20 protein-coding genes and 1 tRNA gene are annotated in these 20936 nt (G+C 67.3%); 15 read left to right on the top strand and 6 right to left on the bottom strand.

The window, feature by feature from the left end; translation table 11 throughout:
• Positions 1 to 74 precede the first annotated feature (74 nt).
• On the bottom strand, positions 75 to 563 hold the full coding sequence (locus IAI54_RS15140) for a (2Fe-2S)-binding protein (protein ID WP_187967995.1): 489 nt from the start codon (positions 561 to 563) through the stop codon (positions 75 to 77).
• A 455-nt stretch (positions 564 to 1018) separates the two neighbouring features.
• On the opposite strand from IAI54_RS15140, the gene IAI54_RS15135 reads away from it, so the two are divergent.
• The 11 genes from IAI54_RS15135 to IAI54_RS15085 all read left to right on the top strand — a co-directional run bounded on the left by IAI54_RS15135 (position 1019) and on the right by IAI54_RS15085 (position 12272).
• Positions 1019 to 1094 (top strand) — tRNA-Thr (locus IAI54_RS15135).
• 145 nt (positions 1095 to 1239) lie between these two features.
• Entirely contained in the window at positions 1240 to 2283 is a 1044-nt protein-coding gene (locus IAI54_RS15130) for an HD domain-containing phosphohydrolase (protein WP_187967994.1), read from the top strand.
• A 264-nt stretch (positions 2284 to 2547) separates the two neighbouring features.
• On the top strand, positions 2548 to 2844 hold the full coding sequence (locus IAI54_RS15125; protein WP_187967993.1) for an STAS domain-containing protein: 297 nt from the start codon (positions 2548 to 2550) through the stop codon (positions 2842 to 2844).
• Between the two features lie 37 nt (positions 2845 to 2881).
• Positions 2882 to 3250, top strand: coding sequence for a response regulator (locus IAI54_RS15120; protein WP_187967992.1), 369 nt, complete (start codon positions 2882 to 2884; stop codon positions 3248 to 3250).
• Positions 3247 to 5277 (top strand): chemotaxis protein CheA, encoded by a 2031-nt coding sequence (locus IAI54_RS15115; RefSeq protein WP_187967991.1) that lies wholly within the window; start codon positions 3247 to 3249, stop codon positions 5275 to 5277. Before IAI54_RS15120 ends, IAI54_RS15115 begins: the two co-directional genes overlap by 4 nt.
• A complete protein-coding gene (locus IAI54_RS15110) occupies positions 5274 to 5780 on the top strand; it encodes a chemotaxis protein CheW (RefSeq protein ID WP_235679058.1) in 507 nt (168 codons plus the stop codon). Before IAI54_RS15115 ends, IAI54_RS15110 begins: the two co-directional genes overlap by 4 nt.
• Positions 5780 to 7888: a HAMP domain-containing methyl-accepting chemotaxis protein gene (locus IAI54_RS15105; RefSeq protein WP_187967990.1), complete on the top strand. Its 2109-nt coding sequence runs from the start codon at positions 5780 to 5782 to the stop codon at positions 7886 to 7888. The genes IAI54_RS15110 and IAI54_RS15105 overlap by 1 nt, the downstream gene beginning before the upstream one ends.
• Before the next feature lie 62 nt (positions 7889 to 7950).
• On the top strand, positions 7951 to 8430 hold the full coding sequence (locus IAI54_RS15100) for a chemotaxis protein CheW (protein WP_187967989.1): 480 nt from the start codon (positions 7951 to 7953) through the stop codon (positions 8428 to 8430).
• 134 nt (positions 8431 to 8564) lie between these two features.
• Positions 8565 to 9449, top strand: a complete 885-nt coding sequence (locus IAI54_RS15095) for a CheR family methyltransferase (protein WP_187967988.1) — start codon at positions 8565 to 8567, stop codon at positions 9447 to 9449.
• A gap of 7 nt (positions 9450 to 9456) precedes the next feature.
• Complete coding sequence (locus IAI54_RS15090; RefSeq protein ID WP_187967987.1) at positions 9457 to 10578, top strand: protein-glutamate methylesterase/protein-glutamine glutaminase; 1122 nt, start codon at positions 9457 to 9459, stop codon at positions 10576 to 10578.
• A complete protein-coding gene (locus IAI54_RS15085) occupies positions 10575 to 12272 on the top strand; it encodes a methyl-accepting chemotaxis protein (protein WP_187967986.1) in 1698 nt (565 codons plus the stop codon). Before IAI54_RS15090 ends, IAI54_RS15085 begins: the two co-directional genes overlap by 4 nt.
• Positions 12273 to 12339: 67 nt before the next feature.
• Here the strand turns inward: IAI54_RS15085 and IAI54_RS15080 are convergent, their stop codons facing one another.
• Together IAI54_RS15080 and IAI54_RS15075 are read right to left on the bottom strand one after the other, a co-directional pair.
• On the bottom strand, positions 12340 to 13284 hold the full coding sequence (locus IAI54_RS15080) for a Gfo/Idh/MocA family oxidoreductase (RefSeq protein WP_187967985.1): 945 nt from the start codon (positions 13282 to 13284) through the stop codon (positions 12340 to 12342).
• Positions 13285 to 13464: 180 nt separating this feature from the next.
• Complete coding sequence (locus IAI54_RS15075) at positions 13465 to 14640, bottom strand: LysR family transcriptional regulator (RefSeq protein ID WP_275403619.1); 1176 nt, start codon at positions 14638 to 14640, stop codon at positions 13465 to 13467.
• Positions 14641 to 14829: 189 nt separating this feature from the next.
• Between IAI54_RS15075 and IAI54_RS15070 the strand changes: the two genes are divergently transcribed.
• The 4 genes from IAI54_RS15070 (at position 14830) to pobA (ending at position 18190) form a co-directional block, all read left to right on the top strand.
• Positions 14830 to 15717 (top strand): amidohydrolase family protein, encoded by an 888-nt coding sequence (locus tag IAI54_RS15070; RefSeq protein WP_187967983.1) that lies wholly within the window; start codon positions 14830 to 14832, stop codon positions 15715 to 15717.
• Positions 15718 to 15728: 11 nt separating this feature from the next.
• Positions 15729 to 16088, top strand: a complete 360-nt coding sequence (locus IAI54_RS15065) for a protocatechuate 4,5-dioxygenase subunit alpha (RefSeq protein WP_187967982.1) — start codon at positions 15729 to 15731, stop codon at positions 16086 to 16088.
• 2 nt (positions 16089 to 16090) lie between these two features.
• A complete protein-coding gene (locus IAI54_RS15060) occupies positions 16091 to 16939 on the top strand; it encodes a class III extradiol dioxygenase family protein (RefSeq protein WP_187967981.1) in 849 nt (282 codons plus the stop codon).
• A gap of 78 nt (positions 16940 to 17017) precedes the next feature.
• Positions 17018 to 18190: a 4-hydroxybenzoate 3-monooxygenase gene (gene pobA / locus IAI54_RS15055; protein WP_187967980.1), complete on the top strand. Its 1173-nt coding sequence runs from the start codon at positions 17018 to 17020 to the stop codon at positions 18188 to 18190.
• A gap of 36 nt (positions 18191 to 18226) precedes the next feature.
• Here the strand turns inward: pobA and IAI54_RS15050 are convergent, their stop codons facing one another.
• The 3 genes from IAI54_RS15050 to IAI54_RS15040 all read right to left on the bottom strand — a co-directional run bounded on the left by IAI54_RS15050 (position 18227) and on the right by IAI54_RS15040 (position 20897).
• Positions 18227 to 19321 (bottom strand): AI-2E family transporter, encoded by a 1095-nt coding sequence (locus IAI54_RS15050; protein ID WP_187973167.1) that lies wholly within the window; start codon positions 19319 to 19321, stop codon positions 18227 to 18229.
• Positions 19322 to 19401: 80 nt separating this feature from the next.
• Positions 19402 to 20139 (bottom strand): amino acid ABC transporter permease, encoded by a 738-nt coding sequence (locus IAI54_RS15045; protein WP_187967979.1) that lies wholly within the window; start codon positions 20137 to 20139, stop codon positions 19402 to 19404.
• 11 nt (positions 20140 to 20150) lie between these two features.
• Entirely contained in the window at positions 20151 to 20897 is a 747-nt protein-coding gene (locus IAI54_RS15040; RefSeq protein WP_275403574.1) for an amino acid ABC transporter ATP-binding protein, read from the bottom strand.
• Positions 20898 to 20936: the final 39 nt, after the last annotated feature.

Genomic DNA, 20936 nt, shown 5'->3' with positions numbered 1-20936 from the left:
CGGAAGCGCCGACCCGCAGGACGGCGATGCGACGGTTCCTGGCGCCTCCTCCTCCCGCGCCCGGGCCTCGCCGGTCAGGCGGCCTTCGCCGCGCCTTTCGACATGGCCTCCGAGGCCGCAAGGATCGCCTTGACGATGTTGTGATAGCCGGTGCAGCGGCAGATGTTGCCTTCGAGCTCGGCGCGCACGGTCTTCTCGTCGAGCCCCTCGGGGTGGCGGGCGATCATGTCGGTGGCGGCCATGATCATGCCGGGCGTGCAGAAGCCGCACTGAAGGCCGTGATGCTCGCGGAAGGCGGCCTGGACCGGATGCAGGTCGGCGCCGTTCGCCAGGCCCTCGATCGTGACGACCTCGGAGCCGGAGGCCTGGACGGCGAGTATCGAGCAACTCTTCACCGCCTTGCCGTCGAGATGCACCACGCAGGCGCCGCACTGCGAGGTGTCGCAGCCCACATGGGTGCCGGTCATGCCCAGGTTCTCGCGCAGGAAATGCACCAGCAGCGTCCGGTCCTCGACGGTGCCGGTCACCGTTCGGCCGTTCACGACCATTTTCACGTCAGACATCGATCTCCTCCTGTGCCTGTCTCTCGGATGGGTCTGCGCCGACGACGCGCAGTCAGGTCGTCGCGAGATTAGCGTAGCGCCGCGAAGAGTCCATCGCCAAGCGGCTGAATATTGCGCGCTGCGGCGTCGTGACGGAGAGCGCGGGAGGCCTCTCGGGCCGGCGCGCACGCGGGCTCGACCCACTGGCCCCGGAGGCAGCCTCGAAACGGGGTCCCATCGATCGTCGCGCCCCTGATTGGCCACGCCAGCCGGCCTGCGGCGGCGGGGACCGGCATCGACCCGGGTCGCCGTCGCGTGGTGGCCTTTCCGAATCCGTACCGGTGCTGTCCGACGGGCCCCGTCTCCGCGCGGGATCGCCGGGCACACCGATTTGTCGCGCTTGCCGCTTGAACTTTGCGCCCGATGCCGGTATCAGGCGCACACGATCCGGCGCTGCAGACGCACGCGTCGGGAGGGCCGCTTTAGCTCAGTCGGTAGAGCACATCATTCGTAATGATGGGGTCGCGTGTTCGAGTCACGCAAGCGGCACCACAACTTTCCTCCCCGCGATAAACATTTCCGAAGGAATCCCGCCGGGTGCGACTCTGTCGATTCGGACTTCAGTCTCGTCACGATCTTAACCCGTCCTGAACATTCTTGCGCCAACGATCCGGCAGGGCGTGGCTGGGGGGCCTCAATGCGGACGATCGTGATCGACGACAGCAGATCGAGCCTTCTGGCCGTCGTGGACCAGCTGTCGCGTCTGGAAAATTGCGAGCCGGAGGGGTTCCTCGATCCCGAGGAAGCGCTGGCGCGTTGCCGGCTCGAACAGTTCGATCTGGTGCTGGTCGACTACGTCATGCCGAGGATGGACGGTCTGGAGGTGCTTGCCGCGCTGCGGGCGCTCGACCGTTATGCGACGGTTCCCATCGTCGTCATCACCTCGATGAACGACCGCGACCTCAAGCGGCGGGCGATCGAACTGGGCGCGACCGACTTCCTGACCAAGCCCTTCGACTGGAGCGAGCTGCTCGCGCGTGCCCGCAACCTGCTCGACCTGCGGCAGGCTCAGGTGGAACTGGCGGACCGCGCCGCGCGCCTGGCACGCGAAGTGGAGGCGGCCGTGCGCCACCTTTCCGAGCGCGAGGAGGAGGTCATCTGGCGCCTGGCGCGCGCGGTGGAGTACCGCGACGGCACGACCGGCGACCACGTTTCGCGGGTCGCGACGATCTCGCGCCTGATCGCCGAGGCGCTGGGCTTCGACCAAGAGCGGCAGCGGATGATCTACCTCGCGGCGCCGCTGCACGACATCGGCAAGATCGGCATCGCCGACGCGATCCTCAACAAGCCGGGCCGGCTCAGCGCCGACGAGTTCGACCAGATGCGCACGCATGTGAGCATCGGCGCGCGCATCCTCGACGGCGGATCGTCCGAACTCGTCAGGATCGCGGCGCTGATCGCAAGGACGCATCACGAGAGATGGGACGGAACGGGCTATCCCGCCGGCCTCGCGGGCGAGGCGATCCCGATCGAGGGACGGATCGTCGCCGTGGCGGACGTGTTCGATGCGCTGTGCTCGGAGCGGCCCTACAAGCCGTCCTGGCCGGTCGAGCGGGCGCGCGCCGAGATCCTTTCGCTCGGCGGCAGCCATTTCGACCCCGCCTGCGTCGCGGCCTTCGATGCGCAATGGCCGAAGATCGCCGACGTCCTGCGCGCGAACGAGGCGACACTCGCGGCCTGAGGCGCGTCGCAGACCGTCGCGGGCCGGGCGAACCCCGTCGCCGATCTTCCGGTCGTCTTTCGAATCAACCGAAAATTGTACGAGCTTCCGTCTCAATACTGAAGCGAGTCAAGTAAATTCCTGTTTTGATTCAATATTCCTTAATCCAGACGACCTAACCATCGGACTCAGGTTTTCGCAGTCGGTCCTTTCGCCCGCCGTGGCGGGCAAGTGGCAGGCGAGAACCGTGTACAGGGGGCGTCGGCAGTGAATTCAGTTGTTTCCTTGGACCGTCCGGGGCGGGACCGCTCGGACGCGATCGTCATCGAGAAGAGCGGGCCACTCGATCTGCGCGGCGCGGCAGAGCTGCGCGAGGCGCTGCTCTCGGCGTCGCGGGGCTGGAAGCCGGTCGCGCTGGACGCGACCGCGGTCACGTCCGTCGATGCGGGCATCGTCCAGGTCCTGCTCGCCGCCTGCCGCAGTGCGGACGAGGCCGGCCGTCGGTTTTCCATCATCGCGGGTCCGGACGGCGCCCTGGCCGAGGCCCTGAGGCGCCTCGGCATCGCGCCGGTACACCGCTGATCCCGGCAACAACATCCTGCGACGAAAGGTCATTGCCATGAGCAAGACGATCCTCACCATCGACGACTCTCCCTCCGTCCGCCAGATGGTCGCCCTCACCCTCTCCACGGCCGGGTACACCGTGCTCGAGGCGTGCGACGGGGCGGACGGCTACAACAAGGCGGTCGGCAACAGGATCGATGCGGTCCTGACCGACCTCAACATGCCCGGAATGAACGGTCTCGACTTCATCCGGAAGTACCGCTCGCATCCGTCCAGCGCCGGCGTGCCGATCGTCTTCCTGACCACGGAGTCCGACGACGGCCTGAAGCGCCAGGCGCGCGAGGCCGGCGCGACCGGCTGGATCGTCAAGCCCTTCAAGCAGGACCAGCTGCTCTCGGTGGTCCGGAAGGTGGCAGGCGCATGAGCACCGGCATCGACCCAGCCGAAACCTTCCGGCAGGAGGCGCGCGAGCTCCTCGACGCGCTCGAACAGTCGCTGCTCGATCTGGAGCAGCGGCCCGACCAGCACGACCTCGTCGATGCCGCTTTCCGGGCGCTGCACACGCTCAAGGGATCGGGCTCGATGTTCGGCTTCGACGAGGTGGCCGATTTCGTGCACGAGTTCGAAACCGCCTTCGACAAGGTCCGCAAGGGCCGGTCGACGGTCAATCCGGGGCTCGTCACCGTGGCGCTCGCCGCCCGCGATCACATTCAGAAGCTGATAGAGCAGCCCGGCCGGCACGCGCCGGCCGGACAGCCCATCCTCGAAGCGCTGCGCAGGATCGTGGAGACGGACGGGGCGCCGGCGCCCGAGCCGGTCGTCGCGCCGGCGCCGGATGCGTCCGGAACAGGCGTGAAGGCCTGGCGGATCGTCTTCCGGCTGCCGGACGACGCGCTGGCCTTCGGCACCAATCCGCTCCTGCTGCTCGACGAACTGCGCGAACTCGGCCCCTGCCGCGTCACTGCGCTCACCGACCGGATCCCGACGCTGGAGACGATGGAACCGACGCTCGCCTATCTCGGCTGGGACGTGGTCCTCGACACGGACGGCGGCCTGGAGAAGATCGAGGACGTCTTCATGTTCATCCGCGACGGCATGGAACTGTCGATCGAGCCCGCAAACGCGGCCGTCACCGCCGCTGCGGGGGCGGCGGAAGCGGTGCCCGCGGCCGTCGCGACGAGCGAGGACCGCCCCGCGGTTCCCGCGCCGGCCCGCGGCGCGACGAAGGAGGCACCCGCGGCGACCGGACCGGCCGACCGCGCGGGCTCCTCGATGCGCGTGCCGGCCGAGCGGCTGGACGAACTGATGGACCGCGTCGGAGAACTGGTCATCGCGCAGTCGCGGCTGACCCAGATCGCCAGCGCCAGCAACGATCTCAACCTCAAGAACGTCGCCGAGGAGCTGGAACGCCTCGCCTCCGGCCTGCGCGACACCACGATGGGCATCCGCATGGTGCCGATCGGCTCGCTGTTCGGGCGGTTCAGGCGCCTCGTGCACGACCTGTCGCACGATCTCGGCAAGGAGATCGAGTTCGTCACCACGGGCGAAGAGACCGAGCTCGACAAAACCATGATCGAGCGGCTCGCCGATCCGCTGGTCCACCTCATCCGCAATTCGATCGACCACGGCATCGAAAGCCCGGAGAAGCGGCTCGCGTCCGGCAAGGGCATACGCGGACGAGTCAAGCTCTCCGCGATCCATTCCGGCGCCGAGGTGGCCATCTCCATCACCGACGACGGCAAGGGCCTCGACGCGGCGCGCATCCGCGCCAAGGCGGAGGAGGCGGGGCTGATCGCGCCGGACGCCAAGATCACGGACGCCGAGCTCCACCAGATGATCTTCCATCCCGGCTTCTCGACCGCCGGCGAGATCACCTCGGTCTCGGGCCGCGGGGTCGGCATGGACGTCGTCAAGCGCACCATTGAGGGCCTGCGCGGCTCGATCGACCTGTCGACGCGGCCGGGCGAGGGCACCACGGCGACGCTGCGGCTGCCGCTGACGCTCGCCATCATCGAAGGCATGCTGGTCCGGGTGGGCAACGGCCGCTACTCGATCCCGCTGTCGGCGGTGGAGGAATGCGTCGAACTGCCGCCCGCCGCCGAGTTCTGCGACCAGGGCCGCAACTTCCTCAACATCCGCGGCAGCCTGGTGCCGTTCCTGCGGCTGCGGGAACTGTTCAGGACGACCACTCCGCCCGATCCCTACCAGAAGGTCGTCATCGTCTCGGCAGGCGAAGCCCGCGTCGGCCTCGTCGTCGACCAGATCATCGGCAACAGCCAGACCGTCATCAAGTCGCTGTCGAAGCTGCATGCCGACGTCGAGACCTTTTCCGGCGCCACGATCCTCGGCGACGGCACGGTGGCGCTGATCCTCGACGTGATGAACCTCGTCACCTTCGGCCAGAAGCTGGAAAGCAGGCTGCGGGGCGAACGCCTGAGGAGGGCGGCATGAACGGTCGGATGCAGAACGGGGCGGGCGGCGCGATGAAGGCGCTCACCGTGGGGCTTCAGAACGAAACCTTCGCGCTCCCCGCCGAGAGCGTGCGCGAGATCCTCGACGTCGTGCCGATCACCGAGGTGCCGAACGCGCGCGCCTTCGTGGGCGGTCTCATCAACGTGCGCGGCCGGGTGGTGCCGCTCGCGGATCTCAGGGTGATGTTCGGCATGGACCGGCCGCCGCCCGACAAGGACACGCGCATCGTCGTCATCGAGATCGATCTCGACGGCGAACCGACGATCGCCGGCATCTTGGCCGACAGGGTCAAGGACGTCACCGACATCGATGCGGCGTCCATCGAGGACGCGCCGAAGGTCGGCATGCGGTGGCCGGCGGAATTCGTCCGCGGCATCGGCCGCCGCGGCGAGGAATTCATCATCATCCCCGACATGGGGCGCATTTTCGGGGCGGAGGGGGACAGGAACCCGCCCCATCAGTCGGAAGAAAGGACCAACTGATGAGACTTACACTCAAGACAAAGCTGGGGGCAACGTTCGCGACGATCGTCGTCATGTCCGGCATCAGCATGTTCGTGGCCATCCAGAACCTCGGCAGCCTCAACGACGAGCTCAACGGCATCGTCAACGGCAATGTCGAGCGCATCAGGCTCGCCAACGAAATCAACGCGCACACGCTGCGCATCGGACGCGACGAGAAGAACTTCATCCTCGTCAACACCGACGAGGAGATGAACCGCTTCGAGCAGTCGATCGTCACGGAAAAGGCTGCGATCACGGAGAAGGTCGCCAAGCTGCGCGAACTGTCGAGCGACGATCTGGGGAAGCCGAAGGTCGACGCCTTCACGGCCGCCTGGAACGGCTTCCTCGGCAAGCACGAGGAGGTCAAGGCGCTCGCGCGCGGCAATTCCGCCGCCCAGGCCTTCGGTTCGGTGCAGGAGGCCCGGCAGTTGCGCGGCGACGCCAACAAGCTGCTCGACGGGCTGAGCACCCGGCTGCGCGACGCGGCGGCCACGAACGAGGCCGCCAAGACCGCCTATGAAGAGACGCTCGACCTCGAGCGCGTTTCGGCCAGCATCGCCATCGACCTGCGCAACGTGATCCTGTCGACGCTCGACCCGGTCGTGCAGAAGGACTTCGACGTCACGCTCACGGACAGGATCAAGACTTTCAGGGACAGGCTCGAAAAGGATGCGGCGCTGATGCCGTTCAACGAGCGTGAGGCCTTCGGCAGCTATCGCAGCGCGATCGAGACGTGGCTCGGCAGTGTCGAGACGACGCGCCAGACGGCGCTTCTCAACTCCGACTACAATGCTTTCCAACTGGCCAACGGAGCGGCACGGGAGGCACGTCAGGTATCGATCGACGCGCTCAACGCGGTCATCGCGCTCAACAACGAGCAGATGGCTGCAGCGGCCGTCGAAACCGACCAGCTCTACAGCTTCTCCCGCTCGCTGCTGATCGGTCTTCTCGCCGCATCGACCCTGATCGCGGCGATCGCCGCCACGTGGATCGTGCTGTCGATCAGCCGCGCCCTGTCGAGCGCCCTCGGACTTGCCGAGTCCGTCGCCGCCGGCGACCTGAGTGCGACCGCCAGCGTCAAGTCGGACGACGAGATCAAGGACCTGATCGACGCGCTGAACCGGATGGTGGCAAAGCTGAAGGAAGTCGTCTCGGAAGTCACGACCGCGACCCGCAACGTCGCCTCGGGCAGCCAGGAGATGTCCGCCTCTGCCGAACAGCTCTCGCAGGGTGCGACGGAACAGGCCTCGTCCACCGAGGAAGCTTCCTCGTCGATGGAAGAGATGGCGGCCAACATCAAGCAGAACGCCGACAACGCCACCCAGACCGAAAAGATCGCCCGCCAGTCGGCGCTCGACGCGCAGGCCTCCGGTGAAGCCGTCGGCAAGGCCGTCGACGCCATGCAGACGATCGCCCAGAAGATCATGATCGTCCAGGAGATCGCCCGCCAGACCGACCTGCTCGCCCTCAACGCGGCGGTCGAGGCTGCCCGTGCAGGCGAACATGGCCGCGGCTTCGCGGTGGTGGCGTCCGAGGTGCGCAAGCTCGCCGAGCGCAGCCAGGCGGCCGCCCAGGAGATCTCCGGCCTCTCGGGCGACACGGTCAAGGCCGCCCAGGAAGCGGGCGAGATGCTGACGCGGCTGGTCCCGGACATCCAGAAGACGGCCGAGCTGGTTTCGGAAATCTCCAATGCCAGCCGCGAGCAGAATGCCGGCGCCGCGCAGATCAATGCGGCGATCCAGCAGCTCGACAAGGTGACCCAGCAGAACACCTCGGCGGCCGAGGAACTGTCCTCGACGTCGGAGGAACTGGCGAGCCAGGCCGAGCAGCTGGAGCAGGTCATCTCCTACTTCCGCCTCGACCAATCGTCGACGGCGGCCCCTGCGGCCAAGCCGGTCGCCGTTCGGGCCACCCTCGCGGGACGCAAGCTGGGCGTGGCCGAGATGCATACGGCGCTGCGTTCCGCCGCGCCGAAGCTCGGCGGTCCGAAGAGCAAGGCCAGGGCGAACGGCGGCGGCTTCGCGCTCGATCTCGAGGGTGACGAGGACGAACTCGACCGTCAGTTCATGCGCAACAGCGCGGCCTGACCGGAACAGGTGTTGCTCCCGGGCTCGTGCCCGGGAGCGGCGCTCATTCGAGAGGAACCCAGATGTCGATCACTTCGCAGTACGTGACGCTCGGCGTCGCCCAGGACATGTTCGCCGTTCCGGTGGAGCGGGTGCAGGAAATCCTCGAGCCGCAGCCGATGGCGCGGATGCCGCACGCCCCGGCCGACTTCCTCGGTATCATCGACGTGCGCGGCGAGGGCGTTCCGGTCATCGACCTGCGCACGCGCCTCGACCTGCCGGCTGCAGCGGACACGGAGAACACCCGCATCATCGTGCTCGAGGTTCAGCTGCGCGGATCCATGCGCAAGCTGGGGCTGAAGGCCGACCGCGTCTTCGAGGTGACCGGCCTCGACGGCGACCTCGAACCGCCGCCGGAGATCGGTGCACGCTGGCGGGCCGAGACGGTCCGCGGCGTCGGCCGGCGCAACGGCACCTTCGTGACGGTCTTCGACCTCGACAGGCTGATCGCCATGGACGCGGTCGCCCTCGACAGGCAGGCACCCGCCGACCTCGTCGCCTGAGGCGACGGAGTCGCCTCAGGCGACCGGATCGCCTTTGGCGACGGGATCGCGTGACCAGCGGCGGCCGGCCCCGGCCGGTCGTCGCCATCAAACAGCATCAGTGGCGTCCCAGCGGCGCCGGAGAGACGTGACCGATGGCCTCTGCCTCCGCAGCCCTCCGCAAGTCGCAGACGGCTCCCCTGCCGCCGTCGGACAGCCTTTCGGACGAGGACTTCCTCCGCATCGCCGAATTGGTCGGCGGGCACACCGGCATCCGGCTTCCGGCCGGCAAGCGCACCATGGTCGAGGGGCGGATCCGCAAACGCATGCGGGCGACAGGGCAGTCGAGCTTCGCGGACTATTGCCACTACGTATTCGAGGACGGCGGGCTGGCGACCGAAGTCACCCACATGATCGACGCCGTCACCACCAACAAGACCGACTTCTTCCGCGAGCCCGAGCATTTCGACGTGCTGCGCCGGCACATCGTGCCCGACTGCCTGTCGCGCTCGCGGGGCGGGAAGGCGGCCCTCAAGGTGTGGAGCGCGGCGGCGTCCAACGGCGCCGAGGCCTACACGATCGCCATGGTGCTGGCCGACATGGCCAGCCGCGAGAGGAGGTTCGATTTCTCCATCCTCGGCACGGACATCTCGACCGACATCCTCGCGCAGGCGCGGCGTGCGGTCTATCCGGCGGACTTCGTCGCGCCGGTCCCTGCCGAGATGCAGCGGCGATACCTGATGCATTCGCGCGATCCCGCCGCGCGGGAAGTCCGGATCGTCCCCGAACTGCGCAGGCATGTCGGCTTCATGCATCTGAACCTGATGGACGACTCATATGCCGTCGACGGCGACGTCGATGCCATCTTCCTGCGCAACGTCCTGATCTATTTCGACAAGCCGACCCAGGTGGCGGTCGTGGGCCGGCTGCTGCGGCATCTGAGGCCGGGTGGCTACCTGCTCCTCGGGCACTCCGAAAGCATGATCGGCGCCTCGCTGCGGCTGAAGCAGCTGGCACCGTCCGTCTTCAAGCTGGTGTGAGGATGCGATGACAGACCGAACTGCACGCGCCGGACGCAAGACCAGGGTCCTCATCGTCGACGATTCCGCTTCGGTCCGGCAGACCCTTTCGGACATCATCTCGAGCGATCCCGCGCTGGAGGTGATGGCGACGGCTCCGGATCCCTATGCCGCCGCCGAGCGGATCCGCCAGGAGGTGCCCGACGTCATCTTCCTCGACATCGAGATGCCGAAGATGGACGGGCTCACCTTCCTGCGCAAGATCATGGCGCAGCGCCCCATCCCGGTCGTCATCTGTTCCAGCCTGACCGAGAGCGGCTCGGATGCGCTGCTGCAGGCGCTCGAAGGGGGAGCGGTGGACGTCGTGACCAAGCCGCGCGTCGGCTCGATCGAGTTCCTGCAGATGTCGCGGATGCAGATCTGCGACGTGGCGAAGGCTGCTGCCCAGGCACGACCGCGGGGACCGCGCCCGAAGCCCGTCGCCGTGGAACGCAAGCTCACGGCCGATGCCGTCCTCCCGCCGGTCAGGGTCAGTCCGGGGCGGGCGATGCCCGACATCGGCACGAGGATCGTCTGCATCGGCGCGTCCACCGGCGGCACGGAGGCGCTGCGCGACGTGCTCGAAGCGCTGCCGGCCGACGCGCCGCCGATCGTCATCGTCCAGCACATGCCGGAGAAGTTCACTGCGGCCTTCGCGCGCCGGCTCGACAGCCTCTGCGCGATTTCGGTCAAGGAGGCAGCGGACGGCGACGACGTGGTCGCCGGTCGCGCCCTCGTCGCGCCGGGCAACCGCCACATGATCCTGCAGCGGATCGGCGCGCGCTTCCGGGTCTCGATCGCCGACGGCCCTCCGGTGTGCCGGCACCGGCCGTCGGTCGACGTGCTCTTCCGTTCGGCCGCCCAGGCGGCGGGCGCCAACGCGGTCGGCGTGATCATGACGGGAATGGGCGACGACGGCGCGCAGGGACTCCTGGAAATGAAAACGGCCGGCGCCTTCACGCTGGCGCAGGACGAAGACAGCTGCGTCGTGTTCGGCATGCCAAGGGAGGCGATCGAACGCGGCGCGGCATCCAAGGTCGTGCCGCTCCAGAAGATAGCGGGCGAGATCCTGACGGCCGCCCACGCCACCACGCCCGCGAGAGCTCGATGAACGCACTGACGTCACACTTTCCGGAGAGAACCGGTGCGGGCAGGGGCCACGTCGCCGTGGCCGAGACGCTCGCATTCTCGCGAAGGTCCATCGAGAAGTCCTTCCTCGACATGGGGCAGCGCCTCCTCGAAAGCTCGCGCCTGCTGCGCGAGATCACGGCGGCACACGAAGGCATGCCGGGAGAGCTGCAGGGCGAGCAATTCTCGGCCGCCGTGACCCTGCTGACGAGGCTGCGCGAGGAAGCCGTCCAGATCGCGAGCCGCCAGGATGCCAATGGCGAGCGCGTCGACAAGCTCGCGGCCATGGCGCGGGAACTGGAAGATCCGATCGACGGTCTGAGCAAGGCGGTGCGCAACCTCGGTCTGATCGCGATCAACGCCCGGATCATCGCAGCCGGGATGGCGCAGATGACGGGCGACTTCGATTCCTTTGCGCTGGAGATGGTGGAGCTCGGCAAGAACGCCGCGTCGATCGTGGAGAAGTTCTCGAAGGCCCATCGCCGGCTGATCGATTCGCTCGCGCATGCGGGCGCTGCCAACGCCGCGTTCCGCAGGAAGCACGAAGGAACGCTCTCGGCCATCTCGGTCCGTCTCGGCGACCAGCTCGCCGCGATCGACGGCCACAAGGCGCATGCTCTGGCCGACGTCGCCCAGTCGGGCCGGATGGCCGGGTCGATCTCCCGCCGCATCGGAGAGGCCGTATCCGCGATGCAGATCGGCGACATCACGCGTCAGCGCCTCGAGCACGTCGAGGATTCCCTGACCGACCTCGACGGATGCGATCCGACCCCCGCCACCGAGGCGCTGGTCCTGCGTGTCCAGGCCCTGCAACTGGCCGAGACACAGGACGACTTCGGCCGCGAAGTGGCCGCGATCACCAAAGCCCTGCTCAGCCTCTCGGCCGATGCACAACAGGTGCTGGACGACAGCTGCGCGCAGTCCGAGGCGCTCCTGTCCACCGGCGGCACGGCGCTTGCCGGCCTCGTCGCCGACCTCGGCTCCGTCTCCGAGGTGCTCGCGGACTACGAGGCGATGCGGACCCGGATCGAGGCGCTGCGCGCCGAAGTCGGCCTCTGTGTCGCGGACATGCAGGCCAGGATGGAGGACATCGGCGATCTGGAGCAATCGATGCGGCTCCTGTCCATCAACACGTCGGTACGCTGCTCGCGCTTCGGCGAGGAGGGACGGGCCCTGCGGGTGGTTGCCCAGGAGATGCGCGAACTGGCGGCCTTCACGGTCGAGGCTGCGGCGACCATAACCGGCGGTCTCACGCGATCGAAGAGCGAACTCGGCAGCAATGCCGAGCCGGAAGCGGGCGCAACCACCGAGGCTCTGTCGGGCGACGCGTCGCGGGCCATCGAACTGCTCGAAGGGGTGGTCGAACGGATGCGCGTGCGGGCGACGACGATCGCCGATGTCGGTCCGCGCGCGTCCAGGTTGCTGCGGGATGCCGCGGCGGCTTCCGAAACCTATGGCCGGCACGCCCAGGGCTGGCAGGACCTGGTGTCGCAGCTGGACGAGGCCGGCCAGACGAACGGCGAAGGCGGCGGCGCGGTCGACCCCGACCTCCTCGATCGCATGCGATCACGCTACACCATGGTCGCCGAGCGCCGCATCCACGACGACCTCTGCGGCGAAGCGCTCGCTTCCGGCGACGAGGGGCTTCGCGGACAGGAGGCGGACGCCTCCGTCTGATCGCGGGCGATGCAGGAGGGACCGGCCGGGCGTGAAGGCACCCGTGCCGGAAATGCGGGCGGCGCCGTCAGGCGAAGCTCTTCTCGATCCGGTCGAGGGTCCGCATGGCGGCGAGAACCTGTCGCGCGGACCCGTTCGGTTCCCGACCGTCCTCGATCGCCGCGACGAACTCCCGGTCGATCAGCTCGATCCCGTTGCCGGACACGGCCACGCCCGTGAGGTCTATCTTGTTGTCGCGGCCGTCGTAGAGGTCGTCGTAGCGGGCGATGTAGGTTCCGTTGTCGCAAATGTAGCGGAAGAAGGTGCCGATCGGCCCGTCATTGTTGAAGGAGAGCGACAGCGTGCAGATGGCGCCCGAGGGGGTCTTCATGCCGATCGCCATGTCCATCGCGATGCCGAGTTCCGGGTGGTGCGGTCCTTCCAGGCCGTAGGCCTGCGAGGCGACCTCGCCGGTCTGGTACTGGAACAGGTCGACGGTGTGGCAGGCATGGTGCCAGAGCAGATGGTCGGTCCAGCTGCGCGGCTCGCCCTTGGCGTTCATGTTGGAACGGCGGAAGAAATAGGTCTGCACGTCCATCTGCTGGATCTTCAGTTCGCCCGCCTTGATCCTGTCGTGGATCCACTGGTGGCTCGGGTTGAAGCGGCGCACCTGGCCGGCCATGCACAGCACGCCGGTTTCTTCCTGCGCCTTCACGATGGCCTCGCTGTCGGCGAGCGAATCGGCCATCGGGATCTCGACCAGAACCGGCTTGCCCGCCCGCATGCAGGCGATCGCCTGTTCGGCGTGAAGCTGGGTGGGCGTGGCGAGGATGACGGCGTCGACATCGTCGCGCGCCAGGCATTCGGCCAGGTCGGTCGAGGCATGGCCGATGCCGCGGGCAGCCGCGAGCGCGTCGATCCTTGCCCGGGTCGGTCCCATGACCGAGGTGACCTGAACCCCCTCGATCGCGGCCAGCGCGTCGAGATGCTTCACTCCGAAGGCGCCATAGGCACCGGCGACGCATATTCTCATGTTTCCTCCCGAAGCGGCTGCAGATCGTTCCGGCGTCGAACGCCGGACTGAACCTGCCTGCGGCAGCGGGCAGGTCCGTCGGACGTCTGTAGCACCGACGCGGGCGCGCGGCGCATTCGGATCCGTGCGCCACCATTGGAAAAAGCTACTATGGATGGTCCGGCGCGGCCGGGCGCAAGATCAGTCCGCGCTGAATGTTCGCAGATAGTCAATGAAGCGGCGCTGCGTGTCCGTCGGCCGCCAGCCGGTGCGCCAAGTCAGGCCGTAGGCCCTCGTGTTGTCCCGGAGCGCAACCGGCAGCGAGACCAGACCGGTCGGCTCCGTGCCGCCGCGCCGCCGCGAGATGATGGAGATGTAGTTGCCGGTGGCGAGGACCTCCTGCATCAGCGCCGGCGCCGAGAAGACGAGGCGCACCGGGGTCGTCCGCCGCTCGTGGATGCGCAGCGTCTCGAACAGATAGGTGCCGGGCGGCGTGTCGCGTGGCGGTGCGATCCAGGGGAAGGCCAGCGTTTCTTCCAGATCCACCGCGCCGCGCTTCGCGAGCGGGTGGCGCGGGTGGACGACGATGGTGAGTTCGTCTTCGAACAGGAACTCCTCCGTCACGTCGTCGGCGGGCGCCGGCTGGCGCAAGGCGCCGATGAGGCAGTCGAGATCGCCTTCGCGAAGGCTCTTCAGAAGATGTGCGTAGTGCCCGTCGGTAACGCGGATCTGCACGCGCTTCGTGGCCGAGAGCAGGGCGTCGGCGGCGCGGGCCACCAGCGAGGTCCGCGCCAGCGGCAGCATGCCGAGGTTGAAGGTGCCGCGGTCGTCGCCGAGCAGGGCGCCGATCTCCTCTGCCGCCTGCCGGATCTCGGCCCGGGCGAGCTTGACGCCGAGCGCGAAGAACTGCGCGGCCGGCGTCAGTTCCACACCCGAGGCGGTCGCCCGGAAGAAGGGAGTCCCGGCGAGTGCCTCGAGCGTTCTCGCCGTCCGGTGCACCGTGGGCTGCGACACGCCGAGCGCCCGGGCCGCCATGGTGAAGCTGCCGCAGTCGGCGATCGCCACCAGGGCCTTGAGTTGCGCGGCGGTGACGTGCCTGTCGAAGGTCTGCCGCGGTTTGCGCAGCGCGGACGCGTCGGCGCGCATCGCGGCCTGGGCGCCGACGCGCAGATGCTCCAGGGCGGGGCCGATCCGTGCCGCGAGCAGTGCGCCGGGGGCGGTCGGCTCTGCGCCGCGGGAGGTTCGACGGAGCAGGGGCGTCCCGAAGCTGTCCTCCAGCCTGTCGATCGCCTGCGTGGCGGCCGGCTGCGACAACTGACAGCGTTCGGCAGCCGTGGTGACGGAGCCGGTCTCGACCGCCGCGTGCAGGACGCGCAGGTGGCGGATGTTCGGAAGATCGATGCCCAGAGCGGCCTCCCTTCAAGCCTATAGAAAAAACCTATCATATCGCCGGCATCCGAAATAGGCGCGTCTTCCGATGCGGCGCATGTTCATCGCGTCCGGCTCGGCGAGGCCCAGGGGGTGCTTCGCCGGCTGCCGATACGACCGTGGAGGAGCGGTACGCGCATGACGATCCAGACCATGGATCCCGACTGGCTGGTCTTCGATCCGCAGCCGAGCAGGCCGGCCTTCAGGCTGCCGCCCGGTGCCGTCGACGCCCATTGCCACGTCTTCGGCCCGGCGGCGGAGTTCCCCTTCGCACCGGAGCGCAAGTACACGCCCTGCGACGCCGGCAAGGACGACCTGTTCAGGCTGCGCGACTTCCTCGGCTTCGAACGCAACGTCATCGTCCAGGCGACCTGCCACGGCCGCGACAACCGGGCGCTGGTCGACGCCTGCCGCGCTGCCGGCGACAAGGCACGCGGCATCGCCACCGTCGGCCCGGACGTCTCCCGCGACGAACTGGCCGAACTCGACGCGGCCGGCATTCGCGGCGTGCGGTTCAACTTCGTCCGGCGCCTCGTCGACGCGACACCGAAATCGGTCTTCCTCGGCATCGCCGAGAAGATCCGGGAGTTCGACTGGCACGTGGTGGTCTATTTCGAGGCTGCCGATCTCGCTGAACTGCGCCCCTTCCTCCGGGGCCTGCCGACGATCGTCGTGGTGGACCACATGGGCAGGCCGGACGTCGCGAAGGGTGTCGATCATTCCGACTTCCAGGCCTTCCTCGACCTGATGGGCGAGACCCCGACCATCTGGTCGAAGGTGACCTGCCCGGAGCGCCTGTCGGTGCAGGGGCCGCCCTATGACGACGTCGTGCCCTTCTGCGCGGCGATCACGGAACGGTTCCCCGACCGGGTGCTCTGGGGCACCGACTGGCCGCATCCCAACATGACGACGCACATGCCCGACGACGGAGCGCTCGTCGACTTCATCCCGCGCTTTGCGACGACGCCCGACCTGCAGCGCAAGCTGCTCGTCGACAACCCGATGCGCCTCTACTGGGCGCGATAGTGGAGGACACCATGGCCGCCGAGCCTTTCGACCAGCATGCAGACATACCCGGCACGACGATCTTCGACGGCCGGCAGGCCATGAAGGGGTATGCGCTGAACAAGATGTGCTACTCCTTCAACAGCGCCGAGAACCGCGCCGAGTATCTGCGCGATCCCGAGGCCTATTTCGTCAAATACGGGCTCAACGAGGAGCAGCGCCAGGCCTGCCGGGACAAGAACGTGCTGGCGATGATCGCGGCCGGCGGCAACATCTACTACCTCGCCAAGTTCGCCGGCATCTACAAGCTCTCCGTCCAGGACGTCGGGGCGCAGCAGACCGGCATGACGACCGAACAATTCAAGGAAAAACTCAAGAGGGCGGGAGACTGATCATGGCCACGATCATCGGCGGGTTGACGAGCTCGCATATTCCAGCGGTCGGCAACGCGATCCACAACAAGCTGTTCGACGATCCCTACTGGAAGCCATTCTTCGACGGCTACCCGCCGATCCGTGAATGGCTGGACCATCACAAGCCGGACGTCGCGATCAACATCTACAACGACCACGGCCTCGGTTTCTTCCTCGACCGGATGCCGACATTCGCCATCGGCGCGGCGGCCGAATATCGCAACGAGGACGAGGGCTGGGGCATCCCGAAGCTCGACCCGTTCCCGGGCGATCCGGAACTGTCCTGGCACATCATCGAGAGCATGGTCGCCGACGAGTTCGACATCACGTCCTGTCAGGAACTGGCGGTCGACCATGGCTTCACGGTGCCGATGCAGCTGTTCTGGCCAGGCGCTCCGAACAATCCGGACATGCCGCGCACCGTCCCGATCAGCGCCAATACGGTGCAGCATCCGATTCCGACGCTGAAGCGCGCGCTGGATTTCGGCAAGGCGCTGCGCAAGGCGCTGCTGTCCTATCCCAAGGACGTGAAGATCGTCGTGATGGGCACGGGCGGGCTGTCGCACCAGCTCGACGGGCAGCGGGCCGGCTTCATCAACAAAAGCTTCGACCAGATGTGCATGGAGAAGATCGTCACGGCGCCCGAGGAACTGACCCATATCTCGCGCAGGGAACTGGTCGAGAAGGCCGGCGCGCAGGGCACCGAATTCCTGATGTGGATGATGATGCGCGGCGCGCTCGGCGACACGGTCGTGCCGCTGGAGAAGAACTACCACATCCCGATCTCCAACACCGGCGCCGGCACCATGCTGCTGGAGTGCGCCGCCTGACGACCCGCCCGCGGCGCGCCGAGGGGCGCGTCCGCAGGCTTTCACCGAAACGACGTCCGTCCCGCGGGAGGAACCGCCATGAAGACCCAGATCTGCATTATCGGAGGCGGCCCGTCGGGCCTCATGCTCTCCCAGCTTCTCCACCTCAAGGGCATCGACACGATCGTGCTCGAACGCCAGAGCCGCGAATACGTCCTCGGACGCATCCGCGCCGGCGTTCTGGAGCACGGCTTCGCCGAACTGATGCGCGAGGCGCAATGCGGCGAGCGGATGGACCGGGAGGGGGAAATCCACGAAGGCTTCTTCATCGCCCATGACGGCCGGCTCGACCGGATCGACCTGCACGAGCATTCGGGCGGTTCGTCGGTGGTCGTCTACGGCCAGACCGAATTGACGCGCGATCTCTACGAGGCGCGGGACCGGATGGGCGGCAAGGTCATCCACAATGTCGAGGACGTGAAGATCCACGACGTCACGTCGGCCGCGCCCTTCGTCACCTGGCGCGACGGCGACGAAGTCGTGCGCATCGACTGCGACTATGTCATCGGTGCCGACGGCTTCCACGGCGTCAGCCGCAAGACGATCCCGTCCGATGTCCTGCGGGAATACGAGCGGCTCTATCCGATCGGCTGGCTCGGCGTGCTGTCGCGGACCAAGCCCGTTTCACCCGAACTGATCTATGCCCGGCACGAGCGCGGCTTCGCGCTATGCTCGCTGCGCAGCCAGGTGCTGAGCCGCTACTACATCCAGGTGCCCTTGACCGACACCGTCGAGGACTGGTCCGACGAGGCGTTCTGGGCGGAGCTGAAGCAGCGGCTGCCCGCCGAGGTCGCCGCGCGGCTGGAGACGGGCCCCTCGATCGAGAAGTCGATCGCGCCGCTGCGCAGTTTCGTGGCCGAACCGATGCGCTACGGCAATCTGTTCCTGGCGGGTGACGCCGCCCATATCGTGCCGCCCACCGGCGCGCGCGGGCTGAACAGCGCCGCCTCGGACATCTACTATCTCTACCACGCGCTGGTGGATCACTATCAGAAGGGCGACGACGCCGGCCTGGAGAACTATTCGGCCAAGGCCCTGGCCCGCGTCTGGAAGGCGCAGCGGTTCAGCTGGTGGATGACCATGATGCTGCACACCTTCCCGGACGGCATCTCCTATGATCGCAAGCTGCAGGAGACCGAGCTGCAGTACCTGCTCTCGTCACAGAAGGCGCTCGGCTCGCTGGCCGAGAATTATGTGGGGCTGCCCTTCTGACCGACCGGCAGCGCCCTGTAAGGTCGATCCGCGCGATCACGCATCGCGCGTTTCGGCCCGCTCCGGCCCGCTCTGTGCGGCGGGCGACATCTCGATGTCCAGATTACCGCGCGTGGCGGCGAAGATCTCCCACACCGCGATGAATATGGCGGCGATCATCGGACCAAGGACGAAGCCGTTCAGGCCGAAGACGGAGATGCCGCCGAGAGTGGAGATCAGGACGACGTAGTCCGGAATGCTCGTCGACTTGCCGATCAGGAACGGCCGCAGGAGATTGTCGACGAGGCCGATCACCAGCATCCCGAACAGGATCAGGACGAGGCCTTCCCAGACCGATCCGGTGAGCAGCAGATAGACCGCGACCGGGAACCAGACGATGCCGGATCCCACGGCCGGCAGCAGCGACAGGAAGGCCATGAGCACTGCCCAGAGCACGGGTGCGTGGATCCCGAGGACCCAGAAGATCACCCCTCCAAGCGCACCTTGCGCGGCAGCGACGAGGATCGAGCCGCGGACGATCGCCTGCACGACGATCGCGAAACGCCGGAGGAGAGCGTCGCGCTGGCGTTCGTGCAGCGGGATCGCCGATTTTATCCTGCGCGTCAGTGCGGCACCGTCGCGCAGCAGGAAGAACAGGAGGTAGAGCATAACGCCGAGGCTGACAACAAATTCGAAGGTGCTCTGCCCGACGGAGAGGGCCCGGGTGACGAGCGCCTGCAGGAAGCGGGAAATTCCGTCCCGAACCGCCTGGAGGTTGGTCAGTTCGATCCTGGAGAACAGGTCCGTCACCCAGGCCGGCGCGCCGTCGACCACCTTGCGGACGAACTGCTCGAGGTCGATCTGACCGGACTCGATGCCCGAATAGAGACCCGCCGCCTCGACGGCGAGCGAGGACGCCACGACCATCAGCGGCAGGATGACGAGCAGAACGGTAAGGACGACGGTGGTGATGGCTGCTAGCCCTTCCCGCCCGCGCATGATCTCCGTCAGCCGCCGGTGAACCGGCAGAAACAGGATCGCTGCGATGACGCCCCACAGGACGGCGCCGTAGTAGGGCCAGACGACCAGTCCGAACGCGAGCGACGTGGCGAGCAGAAGCCACAGGAACGCCTGGTCCTCGATCGTCCGCATCGCCGCCACCTCATTCTCCCGTCAGGACGCGATCCTACGCCGATCGCGTGCCCAGGACATCGGAAAATCCGCGTCCGCCGTCAGCGTTCGTCGGTGCGCATGCGCCGTTCCAGCCAGCGAACGCCGGCCGAGACGATCAGGATCAGCACGAGGTATTCCAGGACGAGGAAGGTGTAGATTTCGAGCGGCCGGTACTCGGTCACGACGAGTTCGTTCGCCTTGCGGGTGAGTTCCTGCATGCCGATCACCGAGACCAGCGACGACATCTTCAGCATGTAGACGATCTGGTTGCCGATCGCCGGCAGGATGCGCCGGATCGCCTGCGGCAGGATCACGTAGCGCATCGTGTCGCGATAGTTGAGCGAGATGGAATAGGCCGCCTCGTACTGGCCGCGCGCGATCGACTGGATGCCGGCGCGGAAGATTTCGGCCTGGAAGGCGCTGTCGGAGAGCGCCAGCGCGATGACGCCCGCCCAGAACACGCCGATGGTCAGGCCGGTGATCTGCGGCAGGCCGTAATAGACCCAGAGCACCAGCACCAGGATGGGCACCGCCCGGACGAGTTCGACATAGGTCCGGCTCGCCCAGCGCAGCGCCCGGTTGGCGGACAGGCCGGGCAGGGCCACCAGCAGCCCCGCGACGATCGAGATGGAGATGGCGGTGGCCGAGAGCAGGATGGTGTACTGCAGCCCGCTCAGGAGAAAGCGGACATTGGTGTAGCCTTTGGGCGTGGTCGGGTCGACGACGTACCAGCCCCAGTTGCCCGCACAACCCGTGAGCGCCAGTGCGATAGCGACCAGGATGAGAGCCTTGCGCATGGTCGGGGCCCTCAATGGTTCAGGATCTTCTGGAGGAAGTCGCGACAGCGCTGGCTTTCCGGTGCCGAGAAGAAGCGCTCGGGCGGCGCGGTCTCGACGATCTCGCCATGGTCCATGAACATGACGCGATCGGCGACGCGCCGCGCAAAGCCCATCTCGTGGGTGACGCAGAGCATGGTCATGCCGGTGCCGGCGAGTTCGGCCATCACCTCCAGCACCTCGTTGATCATCTCGGGATCGAGCGCCGAGGTCGGCTCGTCGAACAGCATGATGCCGGGCTCCATGCAAAGCGACCGGGCGATCGCCACGCGCTGCTGCTGGCCGCCCGAGAGCTGGCGCGGATATTTGTCGGCCTGCTCGGGAATGCGCACGCGGGCGAGATAGCGCCGCGCGATCTCCTCGGCCGCGGCGCGATCCATGCCGCGGGCGCGCATCGGCCCGAGCATCAGGTTTTCGAGCACCGTCAGATGCGGGAACAGGTTGAACTGCTGGAACACCATGCCGGCCTTGCCGCGCACCGCGCGCCGGCTTGCCTCGTCGGTCCCCAGAGACACGCCGGCGACGCGGATGCGACCGCGGTCGTAGGTTTCCAGGCCGTTGATGCAGCGGATCAGCGTCGATTTCCCGGAACCGGACGGCCCGCAGATGACGACGCGTTCCCCTCGAGCGATCTCCAGCGACACGCCCTTCAGCACCTGGAAGTCCCCGAAGGACTTGAAAACGCTGTCGAACAGGATGATGGGCTCGTCGTCTCGCACCGCTGTCTCGATCCTCTCTGCTTCGGATGGCCACCGGGC

The sequence above is a fragment of the Aquibium microcysteis genome (assembly GCF_014495845.1).
GTDB lineage: Bacteria > Pseudomonadota > Alphaproteobacteria > Rhizobiales > Rhizobiaceae > Aquibium > Aquibium microcysteis.
The sequence above is the reverse complement of the archived record's forward strand: the minus strand, read 5'-3'. Positions and strand labels throughout refer to the sequence as shown.